20 protein-coding genes and 1 pseudogene are annotated in these 26,252 nt (G+C 71.0%); 9 read left to right on the top strand and 12 right to left on the bottom strand.

Annotated features, from left to right (window positions below; all coding sequences use genetic code 11):
- Positions 1 to 352 precede the first annotated feature (352 nt).
- Together PG878_RS03390 and PG878_RS03385 are read left to right on the top strand one after the other, a co-directional pair.
- On the top strand, positions 353 to 1,108 hold the full coding sequence (locus PG878_RS03390; RefSeq protein WP_209032179.1) for a DUF4124 domain-containing protein: 756 nt from the start codon (positions 353 to 355) through the stop codon (positions 1,106 to 1,108).
- Positions 1,108 to 1,752, top strand: coding sequence for a DUF4124 domain-containing protein (locus PG878_RS03385; RefSeq protein ID WP_209032180.1), 645 nt, complete (start codon positions 1,108 to 1,110; stop codon positions 1,750 to 1,752). Before PG878_RS03390 ends, PG878_RS03385 begins: the two co-directional genes overlap by 1 nt.
- A gap of 517 nt (positions 1,753 to 2,269) precedes the next feature.
- Here the strand turns inward: PG878_RS03385 and PG878_RS03380 are convergent.
- Positions 2,270 to 3,043 (bottom strand): SDR family oxidoreductase, encoded by a 774-nt coding sequence (locus PG878_RS03380; RefSeq protein WP_209032181.1) that lies wholly within the window; start codon positions 3,041 to 3,043, stop codon positions 2,270 to 2,272.
- 66 nt (positions 3,044 to 3,109) lie between these two features.
- Here PG878_RS03380 and PG878_RS03375 point away from each other — a divergent pair, with 66 nt between their 5' ends.
- Complete coding sequence (locus PG878_RS03375; protein ID WP_244672708.1) at positions 3,110 to 3,337, top strand: hypothetical protein; 228 nt, start codon at positions 3,110 to 3,112, stop codon at positions 3,335 to 3,337.
- 82 nt (positions 3,338 to 3,419) lie between these two features.
- Here PG878_RS03375 and sppA read toward each other — a convergent pair whose 3' ends face one another.
- The 3 genes and pseudogenes from sppA to PG878_RS03360 form a co-directional block, all read right to left on the bottom strand.
- Positions 3,420 to 5,318, bottom strand: a complete 1,899-nt coding sequence (gene sppA / locus PG878_RS03370; protein WP_209032182.1) for a signal peptide peptidase SppA — start codon at positions 5,316 to 5,318, stop codon at positions 3,420 to 3,422.
- Positions 5,319 to 5,394: 76 nt separating this feature from the next.
- Positions 5,395 to 6,765 carry an MATE family efflux transporter gene (locus PG878_RS03365; protein ID WP_209032183.1) on the bottom strand — a complete coding sequence of 457 codons (1,371 nt, stop codon included), beginning with the start codon at positions 6,763 to 6,765 and terminating at the stop codon, positions 5,395 to 5,397.
- 644 nt (positions 6,766 to 7,409) lie between these two features.
- A pseudogene (locus PG878_RS03360) lies at positions 7,410 to 8,369 on the bottom strand (hypothetical protein); the annotation flags it as partial.
- 697 nt (positions 8,370 to 9,066) lie between these two features.
- Here PG878_RS03360 and PG878_RS03355 point away from each other — a divergent pair.
- The 3 genes from PG878_RS03355 (at position 9,067) to PG878_RS03345 (ending at position 13,561) form a co-directional block, all read left to right on the top strand.
- A complete protein-coding gene (locus PG878_RS03355) occupies positions 9,067 to 11,256 on the top strand; it encodes a primosomal protein N' (RefSeq protein ID WP_209032184.1) in 2,190 nt (729 codons plus the stop codon).
- A 324-nt stretch (positions 11,257 to 11,580) separates the two neighbouring features.
- Positions 11,581 to 12,885, top strand: a complete 1,305-nt coding sequence (locus tag PG878_RS03350) for an NAD(P)/FAD-dependent oxidoreductase (RefSeq protein ID WP_209032185.1) — start codon at positions 11,581 to 11,583, stop codon at positions 12,883 to 12,885.
- Between the two features lie 58 nt (positions 12,886 to 12,943).
- Entirely contained in the window at positions 12,944 to 13,561 is a 618-nt protein-coding gene (locus tag PG878_RS03345; RefSeq protein WP_019801572.1) for a trimeric intracellular cation channel family protein, read from the top strand.
- 108 nt (positions 13,562 to 13,669) lie between these two features.
- On the opposite strand, the gene rpoH is transcribed toward PG878_RS03345, so the two are convergent.
- From rpoH to rhlB, 6 genes are all read right to left on the bottom strand, one after another.
- Positions 13,670 to 14,548, bottom strand: a complete 879-nt coding sequence (rpoH, locus tag PG878_RS03340) for an RNA polymerase sigma factor RpoH (RefSeq protein ID WP_209032186.1) — start codon at positions 14,546 to 14,548, stop codon at positions 13,670 to 13,672.
- A 219-nt stretch (positions 14,549 to 14,767) separates the two neighbouring features.
- Positions 14,768 to 15,499 carry a uracil-DNA glycosylase gene (gene ung, locus PG878_RS03335; RefSeq protein ID WP_209032187.1) on the bottom strand — a complete coding sequence of 244 codons (732 nt, stop codon included), beginning with the start codon at positions 15,497 to 15,499 and terminating at the stop codon, positions 14,768 to 14,770.
- A gap of 24 nt (positions 15,500 to 15,523) precedes the next feature.
- Positions 15,524 to 16,366 (bottom strand): response regulator, encoded by an 843-nt coding sequence (locus PG878_RS03330; protein ID WP_017909425.1) that lies wholly within the window; start codon positions 16,364 to 16,366, stop codon positions 15,524 to 15,526.
- Between the two features lie 7 nt (positions 16,367 to 16,373).
- Complete coding sequence (gene ftsX, locus PG878_RS03325; protein ID WP_209032188.1) at positions 16,374 to 17,318, bottom strand: permease-like cell division protein FtsX; 945 nt, start codon at positions 17,316 to 17,318, stop codon at positions 16,374 to 16,376.
- Positions 17,315 to 18,001, bottom strand: coding sequence for a cell division ATP-binding protein FtsE (gene ftsE / locus PG878_RS03320; RefSeq protein WP_017909423.1), 687 nt, complete (start codon positions 17,999 to 18,001; stop codon positions 17,315 to 17,317). Before ftsE ends, ftsX begins: the two co-directional genes overlap by 4 nt.
- A 73-nt stretch (positions 18,002 to 18,074) precedes the next feature.
- Positions 18,075 to 19,823, bottom strand: coding sequence for an ATP-dependent RNA helicase RhlB (rhlB, locus tag PG878_RS03315; RefSeq protein ID WP_209032189.1), 1,749 nt, complete (start codon positions 19,821 to 19,823; stop codon positions 18,075 to 18,077).
- Positions 19,824 to 20,025: 202 nt separating this feature from the next.
- Here rhlB and trxA point away from each other — a divergent pair, with 202 nt between their 5' ends.
- The 3 genes from trxA to PG878_RS03300 all read left to right on the top strand — a co-directional run bounded on the left by trxA (position 20,026) and on the right by PG878_RS03300 (position 23,324).
- Positions 20,026 to 20,367 (top strand): thioredoxin TrxA, encoded by a 342-nt coding sequence (gene trxA, locus PG878_RS03310; RefSeq protein WP_010341563.1) that lies wholly within the window; start codon positions 20,026 to 20,028, stop codon positions 20,365 to 20,367.
- Between the two features lie 241 nt (positions 20,368 to 20,608).
- Positions 20,609 to 22,396, top strand: coding sequence for a transcription termination factor Rho (gene rho / locus PG878_RS03305; protein ID WP_209032190.1), 1,788 nt, complete (start codon positions 20,609 to 20,611; stop codon positions 22,394 to 22,396).
- Positions 22,397 to 22,523: 127 nt separating this feature from the next.
- Positions 22,524 to 23,324 carry a COG4705 family protein gene (locus PG878_RS03300; RefSeq protein ID WP_209032191.1) on the top strand — a complete coding sequence of 267 codons (801 nt, stop codon included), beginning with the start codon at positions 22,524 to 22,526 and terminating at the stop codon, positions 23,322 to 23,324.
- Positions 23,325 to 23,385: 61 nt separating this feature from the next.
- Here the strand turns inward: PG878_RS03300 and PG878_RS03295 are convergent, their stop codons facing one another.
- Complete coding sequence (locus PG878_RS03295) at positions 23,386 to 24,279, bottom strand: energy transducer TonB (protein WP_209032192.1); 894 nt, start codon at positions 24,277 to 24,279, stop codon at positions 23,386 to 23,388.
- Positions 24,280 to 24,340: 61 nt separating this feature from the next.
- Positions 24,341 to 26,080: a bifunctional isocitrate dehydrogenase kinase/phosphatase gene (aceK, locus tag PG878_RS03290; protein ID WP_209032193.1), complete on the bottom strand. Its 1,740-nt coding sequence runs from the start codon at positions 26,078 to 26,080 to the stop codon at positions 24,341 to 24,343.
- Positions 26,081 to 26,252: the final 172 nt, after the last annotated feature.

Genomic DNA, 26,252 nt, shown 5'->3' with positions numbered 1-26,252 from the left:
AAGGGCCGGATGAGGGTGCGGGCGAGTCCTCGTGCACCCAAACTACCCGAGTCGCTTCGCGCCGGACCCTCACCCCAACCCCTCTCCCGACGGGAGAGGGGCTAGCTGTTCCCTTCTCCCCCAGGACCATGGCCCTCTTTTCGGGGGGAGTTGCGCCGCAGGGCCGGATGAGGGTCGGGCGAAGCCTCGCAGCCACCGAGCAACGCGCGGACACTGCACGAGCACGCGCTGGCCGACCCACAGCCCGCCGATGCGCCACGAGACCCTGCTGCGCACCCACCCGCGCCATCACGTCCTGAACCCCCGCTCGCCCGCCCTTTCCCTGGCCGCCCAAGGCGCGCAAGATGCGCACATGCGCCGCGTTCTTCGCCCTTTGCTGCTGTTGAGCCTGTCGTCCTGGATCGGTGCCGGCTGGGCGCAACAGACGCAGACCGTGCGCAGCGATGGCAGCACCGGCTCGGTGCGCATCTACCGCTGCATCGCCGCCTCCGGCGCAGTCAGCCTTCAGAACGCGCCCTGCGAGAACGCGCGCCAGCAACAGGTGCTGGACATGCAGCGCCCGCGCGATCCGCCGCCGCGGCCGACCACCACCATCAGCACCGATCCGGCGCGTGGCGAGGCCTCGCCGGCGCCGCTGCCGCAGCGGGAACTGCGCATCGTCACCGTGCAGCCACCGCAGCCGATGTACGAGTGCGTGACCCCGGAAGGCACGCGTTACACCAGCGACGACAACGCCGGCAATCCGCGCTGGGTGCCGCTGTGGGCCTATGGCTACGCCGAGGGTCCGTACGCGCGGCCGTCCGGGCGCGGCCCCGATGGCCGCTCGCCCGCCCCGCCGGGACCGCCTCCCCCCGGCGCACCGCGCCCGCCCGGACCGCCGCCGCCGGGCGTGTCCGCTGGCGCCGGCGTGATCGTGCCGGCCGGCAGCACGCTGATCCGCGACACCTGCACGGCGCTGCCCGAGCAGGAGGTCTGCGCGCGCCTGAGCGACCGCCGCTGGGAGCTGATCCGTCGCTACAACAGCGCATTGCAGAGCGAGCGCCGCGCGATGGAGACCGAACAGCGCGGCATCGATGCGCGCCTGGCACGCGACTGCGGCGGCACCTGATGCGTGAAGCGCTCTGTCTGATCGCCTTGCTGGCCTGCGCCGGCGCAGCGCATGCCGAACCTGTGGTGTTCTATCGCTGCACCGATGCGCAGGACAACCTGACCATCCAGAACCAGCCCTGCCCCAAGGGCATGCGCCAGCAGAAGAAGATCATGCAGGGCGTGAGCAGCGCCGCACTGCCGAGCACGCTCGCGGCCAAGCCCGCACCATCGCCGCCCCCGGCGAGCGCCACGAACGACGCCACGCCTGCGGACGCGCCGGCCCCGGCCGACACCGCGGCGGCCGCACCGCCACCGCCTCCAAAGCTGCCACCGCCATCGCTGTACACCTGCACCACCCGCGAGCAATCGTCGTACATCGGCGAGGTCGCCGAACCGCCGCCGCGTTGCGTGCCGCTGCACACGACGGACCTGGACGGTGGCCCCAACCAGGCCGGCGGCAGCGCCTGCGAAGTGCTGCGCGACCAGTGCCAGCCGCTGCCCGCCGAGCAGTTGTGCGACGCCTGGAAGAACTACGTGGCCGAAGCCGAGACGCACTGGCGCTTCGCCGTGCCCGAGCATGCCGAAGCGCTGCACGCGGAGTTCGAACGCCGCCAGCACCTGCTTGAGGCCAGCAACTGCGGCGCAGAGCAGCCAGCGCCGTGAGCCATCCCGCTCGCGCGCGGGTGTGCGCCTGGTGTCGTAGGAGCGGCTTCAGCCGCGACCGGGCGTTGCCGGGAAAGCCTGGTCGCGGCTGAAGCCGCTCCTACGCATTAGCCGCTCCTACGCATTACCCCCGCAGCCGATCCACCGCGATAAGCGCACCCACCTTGTGGGAGGGACTTCAGTCCCGACGACATATGCCCGGAGCCCCCTGCACCGCGCCTTTCGACCCGCACCCGGCGCGCACGCAGCCGCCGCACAACCACTCAACCGCTAGAACCCGTAACGCAAAAATCCGCCGTCCACCGCAATGCATTCGCCAGTCATGTAACTGGCCGCCGGCAGGCACAACATCCGACCGCAGCCACTTCCTGACACGCGCCACAACAACCGGCCCACCGCGATAAGCGCACCCACCTTGTGGGAGGGACTTCACCGACGACATACGCCCGGGCCTCCTGTACTGCGCCTTTCGGCCTGCGCCCGGCGCGCACGCAGCCGCCGCACAACCACTCAACTGCTAGAACCCGTAACGCAAAAACCCCCCATCCACCGCGATGCATTCGCCGGTGATGTAGCTGGCCGCCGGCAGGCACAGGAAGCCGACCGCCGCCGCCACTTCCTCCGGTTCGCCGATGCGGCGCATCGGCGTGCGCTCGATCACCTGCTCGTAGTAGTCCGGGTCCGACAGCGGGCCGGAGGTGCGGCGGGTGCGGATGTACCAGGGCGCCACCGCATTGACCCGGATGCCGTCCTCGGCCCATTCGGCGGCGAGGTTGCGGGTGAGCTGGTGCAGCGCCGCCTTGGTCATGCCGTAGGGCGCGCCGCTGCGCACGTGGGTCAGCCCGGACACGCTGCCGACGTTGACGATCGCCGAGGCCGCATGCTGCGCCAGCAGCGGATGCGCGTAGCGCGACAACTCGAACGCGGAGAACAGGTTGGTCTCGAAGATGCCGCGCCACTCGTCCTCGGTGTAGTCCACCGCAGGCTTGCTGAGGTTGCCGCCGGCGTTGTTGATCAACAGGTGCAGGCCGTCGGCATGGTCCTCGACCCAGTCCAGGATCTCGCGGCGGTCCTCGTCGTCGGCGACGTCGGCGGCCAGCGCCAGGATCTCGCGCTCGGGAAAGGTCTCGCGCAGTTCGTCGCGCGCCGCTTCCAGCGCGTCGAGGTCGCGCGCCACCAGCAGCAGGTCGGCGCCGAACCCGAGCAGTTCGCGTGCGATCGCCAGGCCGATGCCGGCGCTGGCGCCAGTGATCAGCGCGGTCTGTCCGTCCAGCCGCCAACGGTGCTGCATGCGCGTGCCTGTCTGCTCACGTGAGAGGCGTAGGATGATACCTCCACCCTCGAGGAGGTCGCCGCCATGTCCGCACCACTGCGCAGGATGACGTTGGCATTGCCGCTGCTCGCACTGCTGGCCGCATGCAAGCCGGCACCGCCGCAACCGCCCGATGCGCCGCCACCGCCGAAGGCCAGCGCGTTGCGCAGCGCCATCGCCCAGCCGCTGAACCGCGCCAGGCAGACCCAGGCCACGCTCGACCGCGCCGCCGCCACGCAGAACGCCGCGCTCGACGCCGCGCCCGCGCAATGAACAACGCCGGCCACAGGGGCCGGCGTTGCAGGAAGCAGGCGACGCGCTCGCAAGAGCGCGCCGCTGCCGGCGCAGGGGCGGCTTACAGACCGCAGAAGCAGTAGGCCAGCGCCTTCACCGGTGCGCCCGGACGGGTGTCGGCCGCGTCCTTGACGAAGCGCAGCTGGGTGTCGAGTTCCGGCATGCTGCGCGCCAGCAGGGCATGGCCCAGCGCCGAGTCGCTCAGCATCCACACGCCCAGGCGGCTGCCGGCGAACCCGCTGACGAACTGCGCGAACGGCGCGGCCGGCTTTTCGACGTAGCGCACCCGGTACTTGTCCGGACCGCCCAGCTTGGCGCGCGCGGCGGCATCGGCCACCGCGTCCTTGAAGCCGCCGAACGCGTCCACCAGCCCGCGCTCCTTGGCTTGCGCACCGCTCCACACGCGGCCGCGTGCCACCTGGTCGATGGCCTCGACCGACTTGCCGCGCGCCTGCGCGACCTTGCCGGTGAAGTCGGCATAGCCCTTGTTGATCACCGACTGGATCAGCTGGCCCACCGCTGGATCCATCGGCCGGGTCATGTCGAACGCGCCTGCGAAGCGGGTGGTGCCCACGCCGTCGGTGTGCACGCCGATCTTGTCCAGGGTGCGGGTGATGTTGGGGATCATGCCGAAGATGCCGATCGAGCCGGTGATGGTCGACGGGTCGGCGTAGATGCGATCGGCGTTCATGCTGATCCAGTAGCCGCCGGACGCAGCCAGATCGCCCATCGACACCACCACCGGCTTGCCGGCGGCCTTCAGCGCCACCACTTCGCGGCGGATCTGCTCGGAGGCGAACACTTCGCCGCCGGGCGAATCCACGCGCAGCACCACCGCCTTGACCGCGTCGTCGTCGCGCGCCTGACGCAGCAGCGCCGCAGTCGACTCGCCGCCGATGCGGCCGGCCGGCTGTTCGCCGCCGCTGATCTCGCCCGCGGCGACCACCACCGCCACCTGCGGCCGCGAATCCACCGGCGAACGGCGCAGGTCCAACTGCTGCAGGTAGCCGTCCAGGTCGACGTTGCGGTAGCCGGTGTCGGCATCGTCGTCGGCCACGCCGCGCTTGGCCAGCAACTGCTCGACGTCCTCGCGGGTCTTCAGGCCGTCCACCAGCTTCTGCTGCAGGGCGAACTTGGCCAGGTCGCCACCGGCGGCGGCCACGCCTTCGGGCATGGTGTCGATGCCGGCGTTGATCTGCTCGGCGCTGAGCTTGCGCGCCTTGGCGATGTCGGCCACGTAGCGCTGCCACACGTCGTTCATCCAGAACAGGTCGGCTTCCTTGGACGCCGCCGAGGCCGCGTCGAGCACGTACGGCTCGGCAGCGGACTTGTACTCGCCGACCTTGAACAGGTGCACGTCCACGCCGAGCTTGTCCTGCAGGCCCTCGCGGAAGTACTGGCGGTAGCGGCCCAGGCCTTCCAGGGTCATCGAGCCCATCGGGTCCAGGTAGACCTCGTTGGCCTGCGCGGCCAGCAGGTACTGCCATTGATTCAGATTGTCGCTGTAGGCGACGATCTGCTTGCCGGAGCTGCGCAGGTCCTGCAGCGCCTTCTCCACCTCGCGCATCGAGGCGAAGCCGCTGGGCTGCAGCTTGTCCAGACGCAGCGCCACCCGCTCGATCTTCGGATCGGTCTTGGCCGCTTCGATCGCGCGCACCAGATCGCGCAACTGGATCTCCTGCGCGCCCTTGTCGTTCATCGCCTTGGCCAGCGCGCGGCTGACCGGATCGGCGCTGAACTGCTCGACCAGCTTGCCTTCCGGCGCGATCAGCAGCGTGGTGCGGTCGCGCAGCGCCTTGCCGCCGTCGCCGCGCGCCATCGCGAACACCATCGCCAGCAGGATCAGCAACAGGAAGCCGAAGAACACCAGGTTGAAGATCAACCGGCGGGTGAAGTTCATCACATCCCACAGGCCGACGAAGAAGTTGGCGACGGGGCTGCGACGCACGGGTTGGTTCATGGAAAACTCCGAAAGGTAGGCGTCTTGCGCCTGCGCAGCATACCGGCTGCGTCAGGCGCCGCACATGCGTCTGAAGTCAGGGGGCCGCCGAGGCGGCCGGCAGCCGCGCGCTGCTCCAGCGGAAACGCGCGCCCATCATCACCGCGGCCGCGGTCAGGCCCAGGATCAGGCCGATCCACATGCCCTGCGGTCCCCAGCCCAGCCACAGGCCGAGGCCGGCGCCCAGCGGCATGCCCAGGCCCCAGTAGGAACACAGGGCCAGCAGCATCGGCACGCGGGTGTCCTTGAGGCCGCGCAGCGCCCCGGCCGACAGCACCTGCACGCCGTCGGGGAACTGGAAGGTGGCCGCGTACAGCAGCAGCGTGGAGGCCAACGCCGCCACCGCCAGGTCGCTGGTGTAGATGCCGACGATGGCGTCGTGGCCGACCAGCAGCACCAGCGCCGACAGCGCCTGGGTGCCGAGCACGATCGCATAGCCGGCCCAGGCCGCGCCGCGCACGCCCACCGCGTCGCCGGCGCCGGCGGCGCGGCCGACCCGCACCGTGGTCGCTTCGGCCACGCCCATCGGCACCATGAAGCACAGCTGCGCCACGTTGATCGCAATCTGGTGCGCCGCCGCCGGCACCTCGCCGAGCCGCGCGATCAGCAGCGCGGTGACGATGAACAGGCCGCCTTCCATCAGGATGGTCACGCCGATCGGCAGCCCGGTCTTCAGCAAGCCGGCGATCGCGCGCAGGTCCGGCGCCTCGAACCGCGCGAACAGGCGCAACGGCGCGAAGCGCCTGGAACGCGCCAGGTAGATGGCGAAGCACAGCGCCTGCGCCCACATCGTGATCGCCGAGGCCATGCCCAGGCCGCCGGCGCCATGCTCGCGCAGGCCCCACAGGCCGAAGGTCAGCGCATAGCCGAGCGGCGCCAGTAGCAACAGGCCGCCGAAGCCGAGCAGCATGGTCGGCAGCGTCCAGTGCATGCCTTCGCTGACGTAGCGCATGCAGAAGTACAGCACCAGCGCCGGCACGCCCCAGCGGATCGCATGCAGGAAGTCGCGCGCGCCCGGCACGATCTCCGGGGCGATGCCCAGTTGCGGCAGCGCCATCGGCATCACGCTGAGGAACGCGAACATCAGCAGGCCCAGGCCCAGCGACAGCCACAGCGCCTGGCGGAACAGCGGCCCGATCTGCGCCTGGCGCCTGGCGCCGTCGAGCTGCGATACCGAGGCGGTCAGGGCGATCAGGGTGCCGATCGGGATCATCATCGGCAGCCACAGCAGCGCCGTGCCGACCGTCACCGAGGCCAGCGTGCGGGTGCCGTGGTGGCCGGCGATCACGTTGTCGACGAAGCTGATCAGGCCGGTGGAGACGTGCCCCAGGACCAGCGGCAGGGCGAGCTGCGCGGTGGTGCGCAGTTCGAGGCCCCGGACCGAGGCCGGGGTGGAAGACGAAAACATTGCAAGACTCTGGCGATCCCGCCGACTGCGGCCGCGCAGACAGCGCCGGCACCGGGTGGCGGAGGCCGCGCATTCTACCTGCTGCGGCGGATGACTGCGTTGCCGCCGGCTGCCGGCGGCAACGGTGCGGCGCCGCGCGCGGCTCAGCGCGCGGCGCGCTGCTTCAGCCAGGCGCCGCGGCTGTCGGCACTCTGCGCCAGCAGATCGCGGCGCAGGGCCGCGCGGTCCTGCGGCGGGGTGCGTTGCGACAGCAGCGCCAGATGCTCGCGCTGGTCTGGCGGCAGGCTGCGCAGCAGGCCCAGCAGCGCCTGCCGCTGCGCCTCGGGCACGTACCCCAGCAGCGGCTGCAGCGCCCAGAACTCGGCGCCCAGCTCCGGGCCGAGCAACCAGCCGTGGCGCTCCAGCGCGTCCATCTCGGCGAACTGCGCGTGCAGGCTGTGCTGCTGCTCGATCGGCAGGCCGGCGAAGGCCGTGGCGACCTGGCGCAACCGCGCCTGCGCCGCCGCCGGCAGCGCGTCCCAGGCGGCCTGGCGTGCGCGCAACTGCGCCGGGGTCAGCGCCGGTGGCGTGGTCGCCGCCGCGGCGGGCGCGACGGCGGCGACAACCGCAGCGGCCGGCGGGTTTTCGGCTGCCTCGGCCAGGTCGGCGGCGCTGGGGGCGCTGCGCTCGATCCGTGGCGGCGGCGCGCCGGCCGCGTACCACGCATAGAAGTCCAGGTCGTAGATCGCCGGCTCCGGCAGCGGCGCCGGTGGGTCGGCCGCCAGCGGCGGCGCGCTGGCGGTATCCGACTCCGGCGGCAGCACTTCCACCTGCACCGGGCCGGTATCGCCCAGCGCCAGGCTCGCGTCGCTGCCGCCGGCCGCGGCCGCGGCACGGGAACGGTGCCAAGGCAGGCGGTCCCAGAACACGGTGCCGACCAGGGCCAGGACCACGACGGCGATCACCGCCCCGGCCAGGCGCGTGCGCAGGGCCGGGCGCGCACCACGGCGGCGCGGGCGCGCCGCTGCCGCGGCAGGGGCCGACGCGGGTGCCGCCGCGGCAGCGGGCGCCGTGCTGCCGGCGATCGCCGCATCGCGCAGCTGCGCCAGGGCCTGCAACCGCGCCGGCGGCAGGTCGCGCAGGCACTGCTGCGCCGCATCGGCCAGCGCGCGCCAGCCCGCCGCATCCGGGCGCCCGCCGGCATCGCGCGGGCAGGCCCGCGCCAGCGCCAGTTGGTAATCCTCGGTGGACAGTTGCAGCACCTGTGCGGCGAGCGGCTCGTCCAGCCCGGCGACGATGCGCAGCAGCAGCGCCAGGCGGTCGGCCGGCTGCAGGCTGCGCAGATGGGCCAGCGGCGCCGGCCAGGCGCCCTCGGCGGCATCGGCCTGGCGCAGTGTCGGCACCGCGCCGAGCAGCTTCCAGAACCGCAGCGGCCAGTCGGCCATCGGCAGCGACGCGGCGTGGCTGCGGAAGGCCCGCATCGCGGCCGCCAGGGCGGGCAGGCCACGCTCGGGCCGGCCGCTCTGCAGGTCGGCCAGCACCGCGGCGCGGCGTTCGATCCCGCGCAGGAACGCGGCCAGGGCGGGCGGTGCGGCCACGCCGTCGGAAGGGGACGTGGCGGTCATCGGAACTCCATCATCGGCGCGATGATAGCGAGGCGGCCGCCACGCCGCGCGCTTGACAGAAGCGCCGCGATCGGCTCATCCGCGGCCGCCGCGACGGCGGGTTGTGCACAGCGCCTGGAATTGGCCTGCGACAGGTCTTGTCAAGCCCCCGCGAAACCATGTTGCATCTGTGTTTCACGGCCAAGTTGTTGTTCTGAAAAGACTAATTGCGAATGGCGCTTTTTTGTCCAACTCGTGGCAGAGGCTTGTGAGTCCGTCTTCACGGCGTGGAGCATGCCCTTCATGCACAGCTTTATCCACAGCAGATGTGGATAAATTCGATTCTCCAAGCGCGGCGGCTATTTACGACCGGTTTATCACTTTGCGGGCAGCAATCGCGTGCAACTCCCGGCGTCCGGGACCCGCTTGCGGCGGCCGCTAGGGCGTGCCACCAATCCCCGAGCATGCCGCGCCGCGGTTGCGCGTGCCTGTGGCAAGGAAGAGCGAGGAAGTGGACCTGCGTCCACGCCCGAGCGATGACGCGGCCACGGGCGCGCGCAACCGTGGCCCTTCGGGTTGGGCCTGGCAGGCACGCTGCCGGCGCCGCGCGGCTTGACCTGACGGCCAGTCAGGCGCTGCGCCACGCCACGCCGGCAGCGCGCCTGCCAGACCCAACGCGGCATCCTCGGGAATTGGTGACACGCCCTAGACTAGGTGGATGCCCTCCCCCGCCGCCACGCTCCGCGTCGCCCTGCCCGTGCCGCTGCCGCAGCTGTTCGACTACCTGCCGCCGCCCGGCGGCGCGGTCGCCGACGGCGACGTCGGCCGCCGGGTGCAGGTGCCGTTCGGCAACCGCGAACTGAGCGGGGTGGTGGCGGCGATCGGCCAGGTCGATGACGCCGACGGCCTGCGCGCGGCACTGGCCTGGCTGGACCCGGCGCCGCTGCTGCACGGCGAACTGGCCGAGTCGCTGCGCTGGCTGGCGCGTTACAGCCACGCGCCGCTGGGCGAGGTGCTGGCCACCGCCCTGCCGGTGCCGCTGCGCCGCGGCGAACCGCTGCCCGACACCCACGCCTGGGCCTGGCGCCTGACCGAGGCCGGCGCCAGCCACCGCGCCCGCGCCGGCACCCGCCCGCACCGCTTCGCCGCGCTGCTGGCGGACGGCGCCTTGGACGAGGACCGGCTGGACCAGGCGATGGACGACTGGCGCAGCGCCGCCCGCGCCCTGGCCAAGCGCGGCCACGCCGAGCGCATCGCGGTACCGGCCAGCGCCGCGGCGCCGCAGCCACAGCCCGGTCCGGTCCCCAATGCCGAACAGCAGGCGGCCATCGACGCAGTGGTCGCCGCCGCCGGGTTCGCCCCGTTCCTGCTCGACGGCGTCACCGGTAGCGGCAAGACCGAGGTCTACCTGCAGGCGATCGCCGCCTGCCTGGCGCGCGGCCGTCAGGCGCTGGTACTGGTGCCGGAGATCGGCCTGACTCCGCAGACCCTGGCGCGCTTCCGCGCCCGCCTCGGCGTGCCGGTGCATGCGCTGCATTCCGGGCTCAACGACAACGAACGCGCGCGGGTCTGGGCCGCCGCCTGGCGCGGCGAGGCGCAGGTGGTGGTCGGCACCCGCTCGGCGGTGTTCGTGCCGCTGCCGCGGGCGGGCCTGATCGTGGTCGACGAGGAACACGACGGCAGCTACAAGCAGCAGGACGGCATCCGCTACCACGCCCGCGATTTCGCCCTGGTCCGCGGCAAGGCGCTGGACGTGCCGGTGCTGCTGGGCAGCGCCACGCCGTCGCTGGAGAGCCTGCACAACGCCACCGGCGGGCGCTATGCGCACCTGCGCCTGACCCGCCGCGCCGGCGACGCCAAACCACCGACGGTGCGCGTGCTCGACGTGCGCAAGCGACCGCTGCAGGACGGGCTGTCGCCGGAGGTGCTGGCCGGGATCGGCACGGCACTGGCCGAGGGCGGCCAGGTGCTGGTGTTCAAGAACCGCCGCGGCTATGCGCCGGTGCTGCTGTGCAACGACTGCGGCTGGACCGCGCCGTGCCAGCGCTGCAGCACCCCGCTGCACGCCACGCCGATGACCGTGCACGCCGGCGGCCGGCGCCTGCAATGCCACCATTGCGGCGCGCGGCAGCCGGCGCCGCTGGCCTGCCCGGACTGCGGCAGCCTGGCCCTGCAGCCGCAGGGCATCGGCACCGAACGCCTGGAGGAGCGCCTGGTGCAGGCATTCCCGGACGTGCCGGTGCTGCGCATCGACCGCAGCACCACCCAGCGCCGCGATGCGCTGGAGACGCAGTTGGCCACGCTCGGCAGCGCGCCCGGCATCCTGGTCGGCACGCAGATCCTGGCCAAGGGCCACGACCTGCCGCAGCTCAGCCGCGTGGTGGTGGTGGGCATCGACGAGGGCCTGTTCTCGGCCGATTTCCGTGCCAGCGAGAAACTCGCGCAGCAGTTGATCCAGGTCGCCGGGCGCGCCGGCCGCGCCGCGCGTCCGGGCGAGGTCTGGCTGCAGACCCACCACCCCGCGCATCCGCTGCTGCAGACCCTGGTGCACGGCGGCTACCACGCCTTCGCCGCCGCAGAACTGGAGCAACGCGAGGCCGCCGGCTTCCCCCCGTTCGCGCACCTGGCGCTGTTGCGCGCCGAGGCCAAACAGGTCGAACACGCCAATGCCTTCCTCGCCGCGGTGCGTGCGCTGCTGCCGGCGCAGGACGCCGTGCAGCGCTTCGGCCCGATGCCGGCGCCGATGCCGCGCCGCGCCGGTTTCCAACGCACCCAGTTGCTGCTGTCGGCGAACACGCGGCGCGCGCTGCATGCCGTGCTGGACGCAGCGGTGCCGGCGATCCACGCGCTGCCGCAGGCGCGGCGGGTGCGCTGGTCGCTGGATGTGGATCCGCAGGATCTGTACTGAGGCGGCGGCGCATCACCCGCAAGGCACCCGTCAGAACGTCGACCAACGTCGCCGAGCCGGTGATGTGCCCGTCGTGCATGGAGGAGGCTGAAGATCGCCACAATCCAATGCGCGCGGCTTCACTGTCGCTGGCATGACCGTGCGTCCTCCCTGTCGCGGACCGCACTTGGCATCGCGCTACTATACGGACATGCAGGTCCGGCCCTCGACGATCGCGCAGCGCCCCACCGGCCGCGCGCGTTGCCGTGGATCGGTGCGCCACGCGCGCCCACCATCGCGCCGACACCGGACGCCTCCTTTCCCGTCCCCCTCCTGGAGTCCTGCATGGACGACACACGCGTGCCGCACCTGGTCGTGATCGGCGGCGGCTTCGCCGGCTTGTGGGCCACCCGCGCCCTGGCCAAGACGCCGCTGCGCATCACCCTGATCGACCGCCGCAACCATCACCTGTTCCAGCCGCTGCTGTACCAGGTCGCCACCGCCGGCCTGTCGGCGCCGGACATCGCCGCACCGCTGCGGCAGATCCTGCGCCATCAGGACAACGTCGAAGTGCGTCTGGGCGAGGTGGTCGACATCGACAAGCAGGCGCGCCAGGTGCGTCTGGCCGATGGGCAGACGCTGGCCTACGACTACCTGCTGGTCGCCACCGGCGCCACCCACGCCTATTTCGGCCACGACGACTGGGCCGCGCACGCGCCGGGCCTGAAGACCCTGGACGACGCGCTGCAACTGCGCCGGCACCTGCTGCTGGCGTTCGAGCGCGCCGAAGCGGAAACCGATCCGGCCGCGCGCGCGGCCTGGCTCAGCTTCGCCATCGTCGGCGGCGGCCCGACCGGCGTCGAACTGGCCGGCACCCTGGCCGAGATCGCCCGGCACACGCTCAAGCACGAGTTCCGCCGCATCGACCCGGCCGAGGCGCGGGTGCGGCTGATCGAGGCCGGTCCGCGGGTCCTGTCCTCCTTCCCCGAGCACCTCTCGGCCAAGGCGCAGAAGCAGTTGGAAAAGCTCGGCGTGGAAGTGCTGACCGGGGTGCCGGTCGCCGACATCGACGCGCATGGCTACCGCCTCGGCAGCACCTTCGTGCCGGCGCGCACCGTGGTCTGGGCCGCCGGCGTGGCCGCCTCGCCGCTGGCGAAGACGCTGCAGACGCCGCTGGACCGCAGCGGCCGCGTGCAGGTGCAGCCGGACCTGAGCGTACCCGGCCATGCGGAGCTGTTCGTCGCCGGCGACCTGGCCGCGGTGCAGCAGGCCGACGGCCGCCCGGTGCCGGGGGTGGCGCCGGCCGCCAAGCAGATGGGCCGGCACGTCGCCGACACCCTGCGCCGGCGGCTGCGCGGCGACACCGCCAGCGTGCCGTTCCGCTATGCCGACTACGGCAACCTGGCCACCATCGGGCGCATGGCCGCGATCGTGCACCTGGGCCGGCTGCAGCTCTCCGGCGTGCTGGCCTGGTGGTTCTGGCTGGCCGCGCACGTGTTCTTCCTGATCGGCTTCCGCAACCGCGTGGTGGTGCTGCTCAACTGGGCCTGGGCGTACTGGAGCTACCAGCGCGCCGCACGCATCATCCTCGGCGACCCGCCCGCCGCGGAGGACACGCAGGCCCGGGCCGCGCCGCCCACGGACAGGTGACACTGCAAGACGGGGCTGCGATCCTAGCCGGCCTTTTTGCTGCAGCGCAGTGCCCGTCTTGGCGACCTTCCTGTTCCTGCTCGACCTGCTGGGCACCTTCGTGTTCGCGATCAGCGGCGCCACCGTCGGCGTGCGCCATCGCCTGGACCTGTTCGGGGTGCTGGTGCTGTCGTGCGCGGCCGCGGTCTCCGGCGGCATCGCCCGCGACGTGCTGATCGGCGCCACGCCGCCCGCTGCGCTGGCCGACGTGCGCTATCTCGGCGTCGCCTGCCTGGCCGGGCTGCTGGCCTTCTATCGCCACCACACGGTCGAACGCCTGCGCAATCCGGTGCAGATCTTCGATGCGATGGGGCTGGCGCTGTTCGCGGTGTACGGCACCAGCAAGGCGCTGGCGTTCGGCCTGGGCCCGCTCAGCGCCACTTTGCTGGGCATGCTCAGCGGCATCGGCGGCGGCATCGTCCGCGACCTGCTGGTGGCGCGCACGCCGGTGGTGTTGCAGGCCGAGCTGTACGCGGTGGCGGCGCTGCTCGGCGGCGGCGTGGTCGCCGCGGCGCAGGTGCTGCACCTGCCGCAGCCCTGGGGCCTGGCGGTCGGTGCGGTGCTGTGCTTCGGCCTGCGCTTCATGGCGATCCGCTACGGCTGGCACCTGCCGGTGGCGCGCCCGCCGGAGTCCTAGCGCGGCTGCGCGGCTGCGACAGTCGCAGTCACGCGGTGCGCCGAAGACAAAAAGAAAGGCCCGGCGATGCCGGGCCTTCGCGTGTCGCAACCGATCGCCGCAGGCGACTCAGGCGACGAACAGCGCCTTCATCTTCTTCAGCGCGTTCGCCTCGATCTGGCGGATGCGCTCGGCCGACACGCCGTACTCGTCGGCCAGTTCCTGCAGGGTGATCTTGCTGTCGGCATCCAGCCAGCGGCGCTTGATGATGTCGCGCGAACGCGCATCCAGTTCCGCCAGGCCCTCGCGCAGCAGCTGCAGTTGGTTGTCCTCGCTGTCGGCGCGCTCGTAGGCCTGCGAGGGATCTTCCTCGTTGGCCATCAGATACGCGGCCGGCGACGGCGGCGCGTGGTCGTCGTCCTCGTCGGACGGCGCATCGAAGCCGATGTCGCGGCCGGACAGGCGCGACTCCATCTCCATCACCTCGCGCTCGGACACGTTGAGGTCCTTGGCCACCGCGGTGACCTCGGCCGCGTTCATCCAGCCCAGGCGGGTCTTGGACTTGCGCAGGTTGAAGAACAGCTTGCGCTGCGCCTTGGTCGTGGCGACCTTGACGATGCGCCAGTTCTTCAGGATGTACTCGTGCATCTCGGCACGGATCCAGTGCACCGCGAAGCTGACCAGTCGCACGCCCATGTCCGGGTCGAAGCGCTTGACCGCCTTCATCAGGCCGATGTTGCCTTCCTGGATCAGGTCGCCCAGCGGCAGGCCGTAGCCGTTGTAGCCGCGGGCCACGTGGACCACGAAGCGCAGGTGGGAATGGACCAGTTCGCGGGCCGCATCCAGGTCTTCCTGGTCGCGGTACCGCACCGCCAGTGCGCGTTCCTCGTCGGACGTCAGCACCGGGATCTGATGCACGGCGCCGATGTAGGCATCCAGCGAACCGAGCGGACTGGGGATCGGGAGGTTGTTGGCAACCAATGCGTGGGAAGTAAGCGTCTGGCTCATAGGGCTCATCTTAGCAGTCTACTAATTGGACTGCTGGGTACAGTAAAAAGTTCCTGTGTTCCATTTATGCAACGTATGAATCAGGAATGACACTGCAACACAAGCCACTGAAACAATCCGGAAGCGTCGCAGCTTCCATCTTCTGACCACCAACCTACCATCCAGTTCGCGAAAACGGCGTCCACATCCGGTAGACGCCGCGCCCTGTCCAACCGGGGTTCAGGCGCCGCGCAGCGCCGCTTCCAGCTCCGCGCGCGGCGGCAGACTCCAGTCGATGGGGGCTGCGCCCCGGCGCTTCAAGTACTCATTGGCGGCGGAGAAATGCTTGCAGCCGAGGAAGCCGCGGTGCGCCGACAGCGGCGAGGGGTGCGGCGCCTTGAGCACGCGGTGACGGCCGGTGTCGATGACCTTGCCCTTGGCCTGGGCATAGCTGCCCCACAGCAGGAACACCAGACCCTCGCGCTCGCGGTTGAGGGTCTCCACGACGTGGTCGGTGAAGCCTTCCCAACCCTTGCCCTGGTGCGCGCCGGCGCGGCCTTCCTCCACCGTCAGCACTGCGTTGAGCAGCAGCACGCCGCGCTGCGCCCACGGCAGCAGACAGCCGTGGTCGGGCCGGCGGATGCCCAAGTCGTCCTCGATCTCCTTGTAGATGTTCAGCAGCGACGGCGGCACCGGCACCCCCGGCAGCACCGAGAAGCACAGCCCGTGCGCCTGACCATAGCCGTGGTACGGGTCCTGACCGAGGATCACCACCTCCACCCGCTCGAACGGGGTGGCGTCGAAGGCGGCGAAGATCTGCCGCCCCGGCGGGAACACCCGCGCGCCGGCGGCCTTGCGCTGGCGCAGGAAGGCGGCCAGCTCGCGCATCTCCGGGCGCAGCAGCCAGTCGCCGACCTGCGCCTTCCACGACGGCTCCAGCTGGATCCGGTTTTCGTCTTCGTTGTTGCTCATCGCTTCCAGGCTCGGGACATCACGTCAGAAGGTCACCGCGATCTCGTCGAGCCGCGCCAGGCGCAACTGGAACAGCACCTTGGTGACCAGCAGGCGCTCTTCGATCGGCTTCTGCACCAGGTCGTTAGCGCCGGCGCGCAGCAGCTCGGACTGGGTGTGCGGGTTGCTGTCGCCGGTCATCACCAGCACCGGCATGCGCCGCTTGCCGTAGGCGAAGTCGACGCGGATGCGCTGGACCACGTCGCGGCCGTTGAGCTCGCCCTTCAGGGTGACGTCGGTCAGCACCAGGTCGATGCGGCGGGTGGTGCGGCCCAGCGACTCGGCGGTGAGCAGCGCGAACGCGTCCTCGGCGCTGAGCACGTGCACCACGTGCAGTTGCTGGCGCTCGAGCATGCGTTTGGTGGCTTCGGCCACCACCCGGCTGTCCTCGACGTAGAGGACGGTGGCGCCGGCCACCGGCTGCGGCTGTACGTAGCCGCGGATGAAGGTGGCCAGCGCCTCGTGGCCCAGCGCCTTGTCGAAGTAGTCGGTGACGTACTCGGTGAAGCGGCGCTCGACCAGGTGCTGCTGGGCGTCGCCGGAGACCACGATCACCGGCACGTAGGCCTGGCCGGCGGCTTCGCGCACGCTGCGGGCCAGGGTCAGGCCGTCGCCGTCGGGCAGCCCCAGCGAGGTGGTGACCAGGTCGACCGGACCGGCCTCCAGCGCGGCGCGCGCCTCGGCGATGCTGGCGCAGCCGACCACGGTCACGTCGGGCAGTTCGCGATGCAGCACGTCGGCGATCAGCTTGCGCACCAGCTTCGAGCCATCGACCACCATCACCCGGGGGGCGGCGCTGATCAGATGCTTGAGCTCGTGCCCGGCCATGTGCGCCTCAGGTGTCGGTGGGCCGCGTCTGGCGCAGGAAGTGGCCGGTCACCAGCCAGGCGCCGAGCCAGCCCAGCAGCAGGGTGCCGAGCAGCACGAAGCCGGCGTGCAGCGCGTCCAGCCCGTGCAGCACGAAGTGGCTGCCGTAGCTGTCGGCCAGCGCCGCCAGCGGCTGGCCCAGGGCCATGCCGGAGGCCGCGAGCAGGCCCAGCGCCAGCACCCCGGCGCCGAAACCATACCAGGCGCCCAGGTACAGGAACGGGCGGCGGATGAAGCCGTCGCTGGCGCCGAGCAGTTGCAGCACGCCGATTTCCTCGCGCCGCGACTGGATGTCCAGACGCACGGTGTTGCCGACCACCAGCACCGCACCGGCGCCGAGCAGCAGCGACAGCACCTGCACCAGGCGTTCGCCGAAATGCAGCCAGCCGTCCAGGCGCTTGCGCCACAACGCGTCGTGCTGGACCAGGTCGGCCTGCGGCAGTGCGGTCAGCGCCGTCGCCAGCGGGGTGTCGTCGGCCGCGGCCGGGGTGACGATCAGCAGCGTCGGCAGCGGGTTGTCCTGCAGCGCGTCCAGGGCCTCGCCGAGGCCGGCGCTGTCGCGCAGCTCGGCCATGCCCTCGGCCGGCGTGCGCAGCGTCACCGCGGCCACGTCGCCACGGCCGCGCAGGGTCTGCGCCAGCGTCTGCGCCGCGGCGGCGTCGACGTCGGTCTTCAGGAACACGTTGATGTCGCGCGACTGCTGCACGCTGCCGGCGAACTGCTTGAGGTTGTCCAGGGCGATCGACAGGCCCAGCGGCAGGGTCAGCGCCAGCGTCATCACCGCCATGGTCAGCAGCGTCGCCCACGGCTTGCGCATGGCGCGACCGAGGCTGTAGACGATGCTGTGCAGGTGGTGGTCCCACCACACGCCCAGCCGCGAGGGCGCCGCGGCGCCGGCGTTGCGCGCGCTCATTCGGCCAGGTCCTGCGGCGAGATGTCGTCGATCAGGCGGCCGTGGTCCAGGATCAGCACGCGCTTGCGCATCTGCTTGAGCAGGGCCAGGTCGTGGCTGACCACCAGCACGCTGGTGCCGCGCGCCGGCAGTTCGGCGAACAGTTGCATGATTTCCGCGGCCAGGGTCGGGTCGAGGTTGCCGGTGGGCTCGTCGGCGACCAGCAGCCGCGGCTCGCCGACCATCGCCCGGGCGATGCCGACGCGCTGCTGCTCGCCGGCCGACAGCTGCGAGGGCAATGCCTTCTCGCGGTGACCCAGGCCCATGCGTTCGAGCACCGAGCGCACGCGCTTGCCGATCTCGGCACGGCGGGTACCGCGCAGGATCAGCGGCAGCGCCACGTTCTCGGCGATGCTGCGGTCGGTGAGCAGGCGGTGGTCCTGGTAGACCGCGCCGACCTCGCGCCGGTGCAGCGGCACGCGGCGACCGCGCACCTTCAGCAGGTTGCGCTCGCCGAACAGCACGGCGCCGCGCGAGGGCCGCTCGCTCAGGTGGATCAGCTTGAGCAGGGTGCTCTTGCCGGCACCGGAATGGCCGGTGACGAACAGCATCTCGCCCTCCTCGACCTCGAAGCTGACGTCCACCAGCGCCGCGTGGCCGCCGGCGTACTGTTTGCTGACATTGTCGAACCGCAGAACGCTCATCCGGCGATTATGCCGGAGCGGCTGGGGTGTTCGTCCACCGCGCGCGTCGCGCGCGGCGGACGGATGGCCCGGATCAGGAGCTGGACACCAGCGAGCGCAGCTTGCGACCCAGGCGGGTCAGGAACGAATCGTTGGTCGCCGCACCACGCTCGGCCTGGCGCGCGGCCTTGACCGGCGTGGCCACGACCTGCACCGGCTTGGCCGGGGCCGCGGTCGCCGGCGCGGCGCTGCCGTTGCCGGCCGGTGCGCCCTCGGCGCCTTCCAGCGGGCGCCCGCCGCGACGGCGACGGCGCTTGCGCGGCGGACGCTCGCCTTCGACCGCAGGCACCGCGCCGTCGGCCGGCGCAGCGCGCGGCGGCTTGGGCGCGGGCGCCGGTGCGGCGGCGGCCGGCGCGCTACCGTCCGCGGGAGCGGCATCGGCCGGACGCGGCGTGCGCGGACGCCGCGGCTTGCCGTCGGCGCTGCGCGACTCGCCACGGCCGCCCGGGCCGCTGCGGCCGCCGCCGGGCTTGCCGCGACCGCCGCCACGCCGCTGCTCGTCGGCCTCGCGCTGGGCGCGGGCCTCGCGGAAGATCTCGCCGATGCTCTCCTCGCCATCGGCCTCGGCGGCCTCGCCCTCCACCGGCGCACGCGGGGTGCGCGGCAGCGCCACCAGCAGCTCGGCGGTGACCGGCTCGACCGGGATCTTCTGCTCGATATAGGCCTCGATGTCCGGCAGGCTCATCGCGTAGCGCTCGCAGGCGAAGCTGATCGCGTCGCCTTCCTCGCCCAGCCGCGCGGTGCGGCCGATGCGGTGCACGTAGTCCTCGGCGTCGAACGGCAGGTCGTAGTTGTAGACGTACTTGACCCCGTCGATGTGCAGGCCGCGCGCAGCCACGTCGGTGGCCACCAGGATCTCCAACTGGCCCTTCTGGAAGCGGTTGAGCAGGGTCTCGCGCTTCTTCTGCGGCACGTCGCCGGACAGCACGCCGACCCGGTAGCCGTTGCGCTCCAGCGCGCGCGCCACGCGCTCGACGAAGGCCTTGGTGTTGACGAACACCATGGTGCGCGCGCCCTCGCTGCGCGACAGCAGGCCCAGCAGCAGGGTCAGCTTCTCCTCGTCGGAGGGGAAGTAGATGCGCTGACGCACGCGCGCGGCGGTGATGCTTTCGGTCTCGACCACGAGCTTTTCCGGCTCGTTCATGTGCTCGTAGGCCAGCTCCAGCACGCGGTGGCTGAGGGTGGCCGAGAACAGCAGGGTCTGCCGGGTGCCGCGCTCGGGCATGCGCCGCAGCAGGAAGCGGATGTCCTTGATGAAGCCCAGGTCGAACATGCGGTCGGCTTCGTCGAGCACGCAGATCTCGCAGGCGTGCAGCGACACCACCTTGTGCTGCTTGACGTAGTCGATCAGGCGGCCGGGGGTGGCGATGATCACGTCCACGCCCTGCTGCAGCAGTTCGCGCTGCTTGTCGTAGTCCACGCCGCCGTAGACCAGGGCGAAGCGCAGGCCCAGCTCGGAGCCGAACTTGACCGCATCCTTGTGGATCTGGATCGCCAGTTCGCGGGTCGGTGCCAGGATCAGCGCGCGCGGATCCTCCGGCTTGCGGTCGGCCAGCGCCGGGCGGCTGAGCAGGCGGTTCATCACCGCCACCAGGAACGCCAGGGTCTTGCCGGTACCGGTCTGGGCCTGGCCGGCCACGTCGCGGCCGGGAAGGGCCACCGGCAGGGTCAGCGCCTGGATCGGGGTGCAGCGGGTGAAGCCGGCGCTTTCGAGGCCTGCGAGCAGCGCGGGCTGCAGTTCGAACGCGGAAAAAGTCACATCGGTCAGCGGTTTGTCGCTCATCATTCCATCTTCGTGAGGCCACCCCGCCCGAAGCGTAAGGTCGCGGCTTGCATCGGTCCCGGCAGCGTCGCACACTGGCGTCTTCCATGCCGGGTCGCGCGACAGGGGGAATCCCTTGAGATCGCCGCGCAATGCCCCAGTTTACCGCAATGCGGCGGCCACCCGGTCCGGCCAGTCGCATTGGCCCAGGAGAACCCCCAAAGTGAGCGACAAGGTCCTTTACGTCGGCGACGCCGATTTCGATGCCACGGTGCTGCAGTCCGACGAGCCGGTCCTGGTGGACTTCTGGGCCGAATGGTGCGGCCCGTGCAAGATGATCGCGCCGGTGCTGGACGACCTCGCCGACGCCTACGACGGCCGCCTCAAGGTCGCCAAGGTCAACGTGGACGAGAACCGCGCCACCGCGATCAAGTACCACGTGCGCTCGATCCCGATGCTGCTGCTGTTCAAGAACGGCCAGATCCAGGCCACCCAGATCGGCGCGGTCGGCAAGGGCCAGCTGACCCAGATGATCGACAAGACCCTGGGCAGCAGCGCCGCCTGACGCCCGCTGCCGGCACCGCTCCGCAACCGGAGCGGCGCCGCGGCAGTCCCGCCGGCGCTGCATCGCCGGCGGCTGAATCGCCCGCAAACGCCTGCTTGCCGTGCTTGCGTGGCGGTGATAGTGTCGATGCATCCGGTGGCATTCGCACACCGCACCCCCTCTGGAAGATTCTCTCCCAGACCTCCTCCCAACCCCGTATGCCCCCACGCTGGGCGCTCGCACTCTTAGCGAGGAACACCACTTGTCCGATCACACCATGTCCGAACCCGGGAGCGCCGACGCCCCCGCCGAGAAGCGCGTGCGCAAGCCGCGCGTCAGCAAGGCCGCGAGCGGCGCGGAAGGCGCCGCCGAGCACGGCGCGCCGGCGCAGCCGACCTTGCCGCTGAATCCCGCGCCTGCGCCCGTCCAGACCGAGGCGCCGCGCGCCGCGGCCCCGGAGTCGGCCCCGGCCGCGAGCGGCAACCAGAGCCACGGCGGCGACGCGCCGGCCCACCAGGGCGGCAGCGGCCAGGCGTCCGAAGGCGGCGAGCCGCGCGAAGGCCGTGAGCCGCGCGACGGCGGCAACAACAACCGCTTCAACAATCAGAACCAGAACAACCAGAACAACCAGCAGGGCAACCGCCGCGATCGCTTCCGCAATCGCCGCGACCGCGACCGCAACCAGCGCGGCGGCGACCGCTTCCAGGACAACGGCCTGCCCAGCGACAACGGCGGCAACGAGCCGTTCATCCCGCGCCCGCACGCCAGCGTGCCGGAAGGTTTCCCGATCTACTCGCTGAGCGACCTGAAGAAGATGCCGGCGCAGAAGCTGCTGGACATCGCCGAGCAGCTCAACATCCAGGACGGCGTGGCCCGCGCGCGCAAGCAGGACGTGATCTTCGCCCTGCTGAAGGTGCTGACCCGCCACGGCGAAGGCGTCGCCGCCGACGGCGTGCTGGAAATCCTGCCGGACGGCTTCGGCTTCCTGCGCGCGGCCGAGGCCAGCTACCTGGCCGGCCCGGACGACACCTACATCTCGCCCAGCCAGATCCGCCGCTTCAACCTGCGCACCGGCGACCACCTGTCCGGCCGCATCCGCTTCCCGAAGGACGGCGAGCGCTACTTCGCGCTGTCGATCGTCGACACCATCAACGGCGAGCCGCTGGAAGCGAGCAAGAACAAGGTCCTGTTCGAGAACCTGACCGCGCTGTTCCCGCGCAAGCGCTTCACCCTGGAGCGCGGCAACGGTTCCTCGGAAGACATCTCCGGCCGCATCCTCGACCTGATGGCGCCGCAGGGCAAGGGTCAACGTGCGCTGATCGTGTCCCCGCCCAAGGCCGGCAAGACCATGCTGATGCAGCAGGTGGCCACGGCGATCACCACCAACCATCCGGACGTGCACCTGATCGTGCTGCTGATCGACGAGCGCCCGGAAGAAGTGACCGAAATGCAGCGCACCGTGCGCGGCGAGGTCATCTCCTCGACCTTCGACGAGCCGGCCGCGCGCCACGTGCAGGTCGCCGAAATGGTGATCGAGCGCGCCAAGCGCCTGGTCGAACACAAGAAGGACGTGGTGATCCTGCTCGACTCGATCACCCGCCTGGCCCGCGCCTACAACAACGTGGTGCCGTCCTCCGGCAAGGTGCTCAGCGGCGGCGTCGACGCCAACGCCCTGCACCGCCCGAAGCGCTTCTTCGGCGCGGCGCGCAACGTCGAGGAAGGCGGCTCGCTGACCATCATCGCCACCGCGCTGGTCGAGACCGGCAGCAAGATGGACGAGGTGATCTACGAAGAGTTCAAGGGCACCGGCAACAGCGAAGTGCACCTGAACCGCCGCATCGCCGAGAAGCGCGTGTACCCGGCCATCGACATCAACCGCTCCGGCACCCGCCGCGAGGACCTGCTGATCGAGCCGGAACTGCTGCAGAAGATCTGGATCCTGCGCAAGCTGCTGCATCCGATGGACGAGATCGCGGCGATGGAATTCCTGCTGGACAAGATGAAGAACACCAAGTCCAACGACGAGTTCTTCGGTTCGATGAAGCGCTGAGTCCGGCGCAGGTTCGACCGCAACGCCCCGCTTCGGCGGGGCGTTCGCGTTTGTGGCGGCGGCGCGGCGCTGCCCAGTGTCTTGCTGGCGCAGGGTCCGACGGTCTTTCGACGCGGGCGCGGGTGAGATGGGCGGCATTCGCCCCGCCGCGTCCGCCGCCATGCCCGCCACCGCCAACTCCGCCATCAGCAAGGTCGCCCCGGTCACCCTCGGCTTCTGGGTGATGAAGATCTGCGCCACCACCCTGGGCGAGACCGGCGGCGATCTGCTGTCGATGACCCTGGACGTGGGCTATGCGCTGAGCAGCGTGCTGCTGCTCGGGGTCTTCCTGGTCTCGCTGTGGGCGCAATTGCGTGCGCGCCGGTTCCAGCCGTGGCGGTACTGGTGGGTGATCCTGACCACCAGCACCGCCGGCACCACGCTGTCGGACTACATGGACCGCAGCCTGGGCCTGGGCTACGCGCAGGGCGCGCTGCTGCTGGTGAGCCTGCTGGCCGCGGTGCTGGCGACCTGGTGGCTGTGCGAACGCAGCCTGTCGGTCGAGCGGATCGGCAGCGGCCGCGCCGAGGTCTTCTACTGGCTGGCGATCCTGGTCTCCAACACGCTGGGCACTGCGCTGGGCGATTACCTGGCCGACAATTCGGGGCTGGGCTTCGCCGGCGGCGCGCTGCTGATCGCGGCGCTGCTGGCGGCGATCGCACTGGCGTACGCGTTCACCCGGATCTCGCGCACGGCGCTGTTCTGGGCGGCGTTCGTGCTGACCCGCCCGTTCGGCGCGACCCTCGGCGACCTGCTGAGCAAGCCGGCCGGCAAAGGCGGACTAGACCTGGGCACGGTCGGCGCGTCGCTGCTGCTGGCCGCGCTGTTGCTGGCGGTGCTGGTCGCCTCGACCCGGCGCCGCGACGGCGATCGTCGCGCCTCGCGCTAACGTCGGCGGGTAGCCAGCGCGGGGCAGCCCGGCCGTAAGACCAGGCGAACATCGTCGCCGCTCAGCCGCCCTGCAGCGGCGTCAGCAGGCGCGGGCCGCCGTTGCCGGCCATGTACACGCCGCCGGCCGGCAGCAGATCCGGCGAGAAACCGGCAGCCTCCTCGTCGGTGCTCCACGGCGCGCGCTGGCGCGGGCCGGGCACGTAGCTCATCCAGCGGCCATAAGCCGACGACGCATTCTGGCGGGGCTGGTCGAGCAGCGCGTAATCGACCGGCACGCGCACGTTCCAGTACGGCGCATCCACGTGCTTGCCTTCGCTCGGCGGGCGGAAGGTCCACTTGCGCGCCGCGCCTAGCGCGCTCTTGCCCAGCACGTCGCGCAGTTGCTGCATCTGCTGCTCGGATGCCACCACGCGCAGATTGACCTGCTCGACCACGGCATCGGCGACGCGGCCATCGCGGCCCACCTTGAGCACCAGGTACGCCGACCCCGCGGCACCGACGCTGTAGGCCGCTTGCGGATAGGCCGGCGGCTTCATCTGAATGGCGGTCACCACGCTGCGATCGCTCGGATCGTAGCGGGTGAAGTCGGCGCTGCGGATCTCGATCTGATAGTCATCGCCCTGCAGGCGCTTGGCGACCAGTCGCAGGGTCATCGGCGCGCGCGCCGGCACCGGCTTGCCATCGCGCATGCCCGGCTCGAACTTCCACTGCATCACGCTGTTGCGGACGAAGTCGACCACACCCTTGGGCAGGCGCTCCTTCTGGTCCAGCGCCAGCGCCGACACCGTGCCGCTGGGCTCGATGTCGATGGTGCCGCTCACCAGCATGCTGCTTTCGATCTGCTTGCGCACCGCGCCGGGGCCGACCCCGTCGGCGGCGACGGCGGCAAACGCCAGCAGCAGCGAGAGTACGGCGCTCCAGCGCCACCACGAACGGAGGGATCGACGGTGCATCGCGCATTCCTTTGCCTGAGATGAGGCGCCGATTACAACGCACTGGCCGCCCGCCGGCAACTCAGGCCAGGCGCAGCGCGTCCGGGTAGGGCGGCGCGTCCGGATAGTCGTCCTCGCGCAGTCGCGCCTGCAGGTCACGCCACCACTGCGGATCGAACAGTTCGCCGTGGGCGTGGCGCACCGCCTCCAGCGAGGCCGCGGGCAGGCCCATGAACAGCGCGAAGCGCTCCGGGAACACGTCGCGCGGGGCGACGTGGAACCAGGGTTCGGCGGACATCGCCTCCTCCTCGTTGCGCGGCTGCGGCCAGTCGCGGAAGGTGCAGTCGGTGACCAGGCACAGCTCGTCGTAGTCGTAGAACACCGCCCGACCCTGCCGCGACACGCCGAAGTTCTTCAGCAGCATGTCGCCGGGGAAGATGTTGTTGCGGGCCATGTCCTTGATCGCCTGCGCGTAGTCCAGCGCGGCCTCGCGCACGGCCTCGGCGCCCTGCTCGCGCAGGTACAGGTTCAACGGGCGCAGGCGCCGCTGCACGTAGCACAGCTCGACGATCAGGTCGTCGCCATCCTCGCGCAGGCTGCGCGCGCAGCCGTCCATCAGCTCCTGCAGCAGCGCCGGCGCGAAGCGTGCGCGCGGGAAGCGCAGCGAGCGGTACGGCTGCGCGTCGAGCAGGCGGCCGACGCGATCGAGGTTGAACACCAGCGCGTACTTCTCTTCGACCTCCTCGCGGCTCATCGTCTTCGGATAGGCGAAGCGGTCGCGGATCAGCTTGAACACCAGCGGATAGCTGGGCAGGGTGAACACCGCCATGACCATGCCGGGCGTGCCCTCGGCATGCACCAGTTGTTCGTTGGGATGCGCCTGGAAATGCCGGAAGAAGGTACGGAAGCGCTCGGTCTTGCCCTGCTTGGCGCGGCCGAGCATGGTGTACAGCTCGTCGATCGGCTTGTGCGGCAGCAGGCTGCGCAGGAACACCACCGCATCGCCGACGGTGGCCAGGTCGGCCTGGAAATAGCTGCGCGAAATGCCGAACAGTTGCGCCACGTCGTTGCGCTTGGTCAGCACCGCTTCGGCGCGCAGGCCTTGCTCGTCGTTGACCAGGGCGATCACGCAGGGCGAGAAGCGGTGCTCGCCGAACACGCGGCCGATCAGGTAGGCGCGGCGCTCGCGGTAGAACACCGTCTCCAGCAGCTCGATGCCGCGCACCGGGTTCTCGCCCCAGTGGGTCAGATCGTCCTGCAGCCGCACCGCGATGGCCGCCGCGCAGCGCGTGCGGTGTGCGTACGGCACGTCGAACCGGTAGTCGCCGAGTACGCGCACGAACGCGTCCACCGGCCGCGCCTCGGACACCACGTAGTTGTGCCGGGCCACCGGATGGGTGATGGCGTCGGTGGGTTCGATGTCCAGCGCCACGAATTCGATCTGCGCATCCACGCCCTGGGTGCGGAAGAAGCGCCGGGTCAGGGTGTTGTAGAAGGTCTTGTACAGCTCCTGGTCGATCAGCGCGGCGATCAGCTCGGCGTAATGGTCGCGTGCGCGGATCCACAGCGCGCGGTCGTGCGCTTGGCCCAGGAGCACGGCGCGCAGGCGCAGCATGCATTCGGCGATGCACTGGTCGTACAGGGCGATGCGTTCGATCGCATCCTCGCGCGCGGCGCTCCAGTCGCGCGCCTCGAAGCGCTGGCGGGCGCGCGCGGAAATCTGCGCGAAACGCGCGTGGTAGTCCTCGAACGCCTCGAAGACGATGCGGCCGATGACCAGGGCACGGCGTTCGGACGGCAGCGGCAGCGGCGTGGAGGGCATGCCCGCAGTGTACCCAGGTGGCGGCGTCAGGCGGGCGCCAGGCACCCTGCCACGCTCCGCCTCGTGAGCACATCCAGCGACCTGCTTCGCCAAGACAAGCCGGACGCAGGGCGGCCGTAGAAGCGGCTTCAGCCGCGACCGGCCGTGCCGGGAACGCCCTGTCGCGGCTGAA

Origin of the sequence: Xanthomonas hawaiiensis (assembly GCF_031834635.1) — a bacterium.
GTDB lineage: Bacteria > Pseudomonadota > Gammaproteobacteria > Xanthomonadales > Xanthomonadaceae > Xanthomonas_A > Xanthomonas_A sacchari.
Note: the sequence above shows the minus strand (reverse complement) of the source record. Positions and strands in the feature narration are given on the sequence as shown.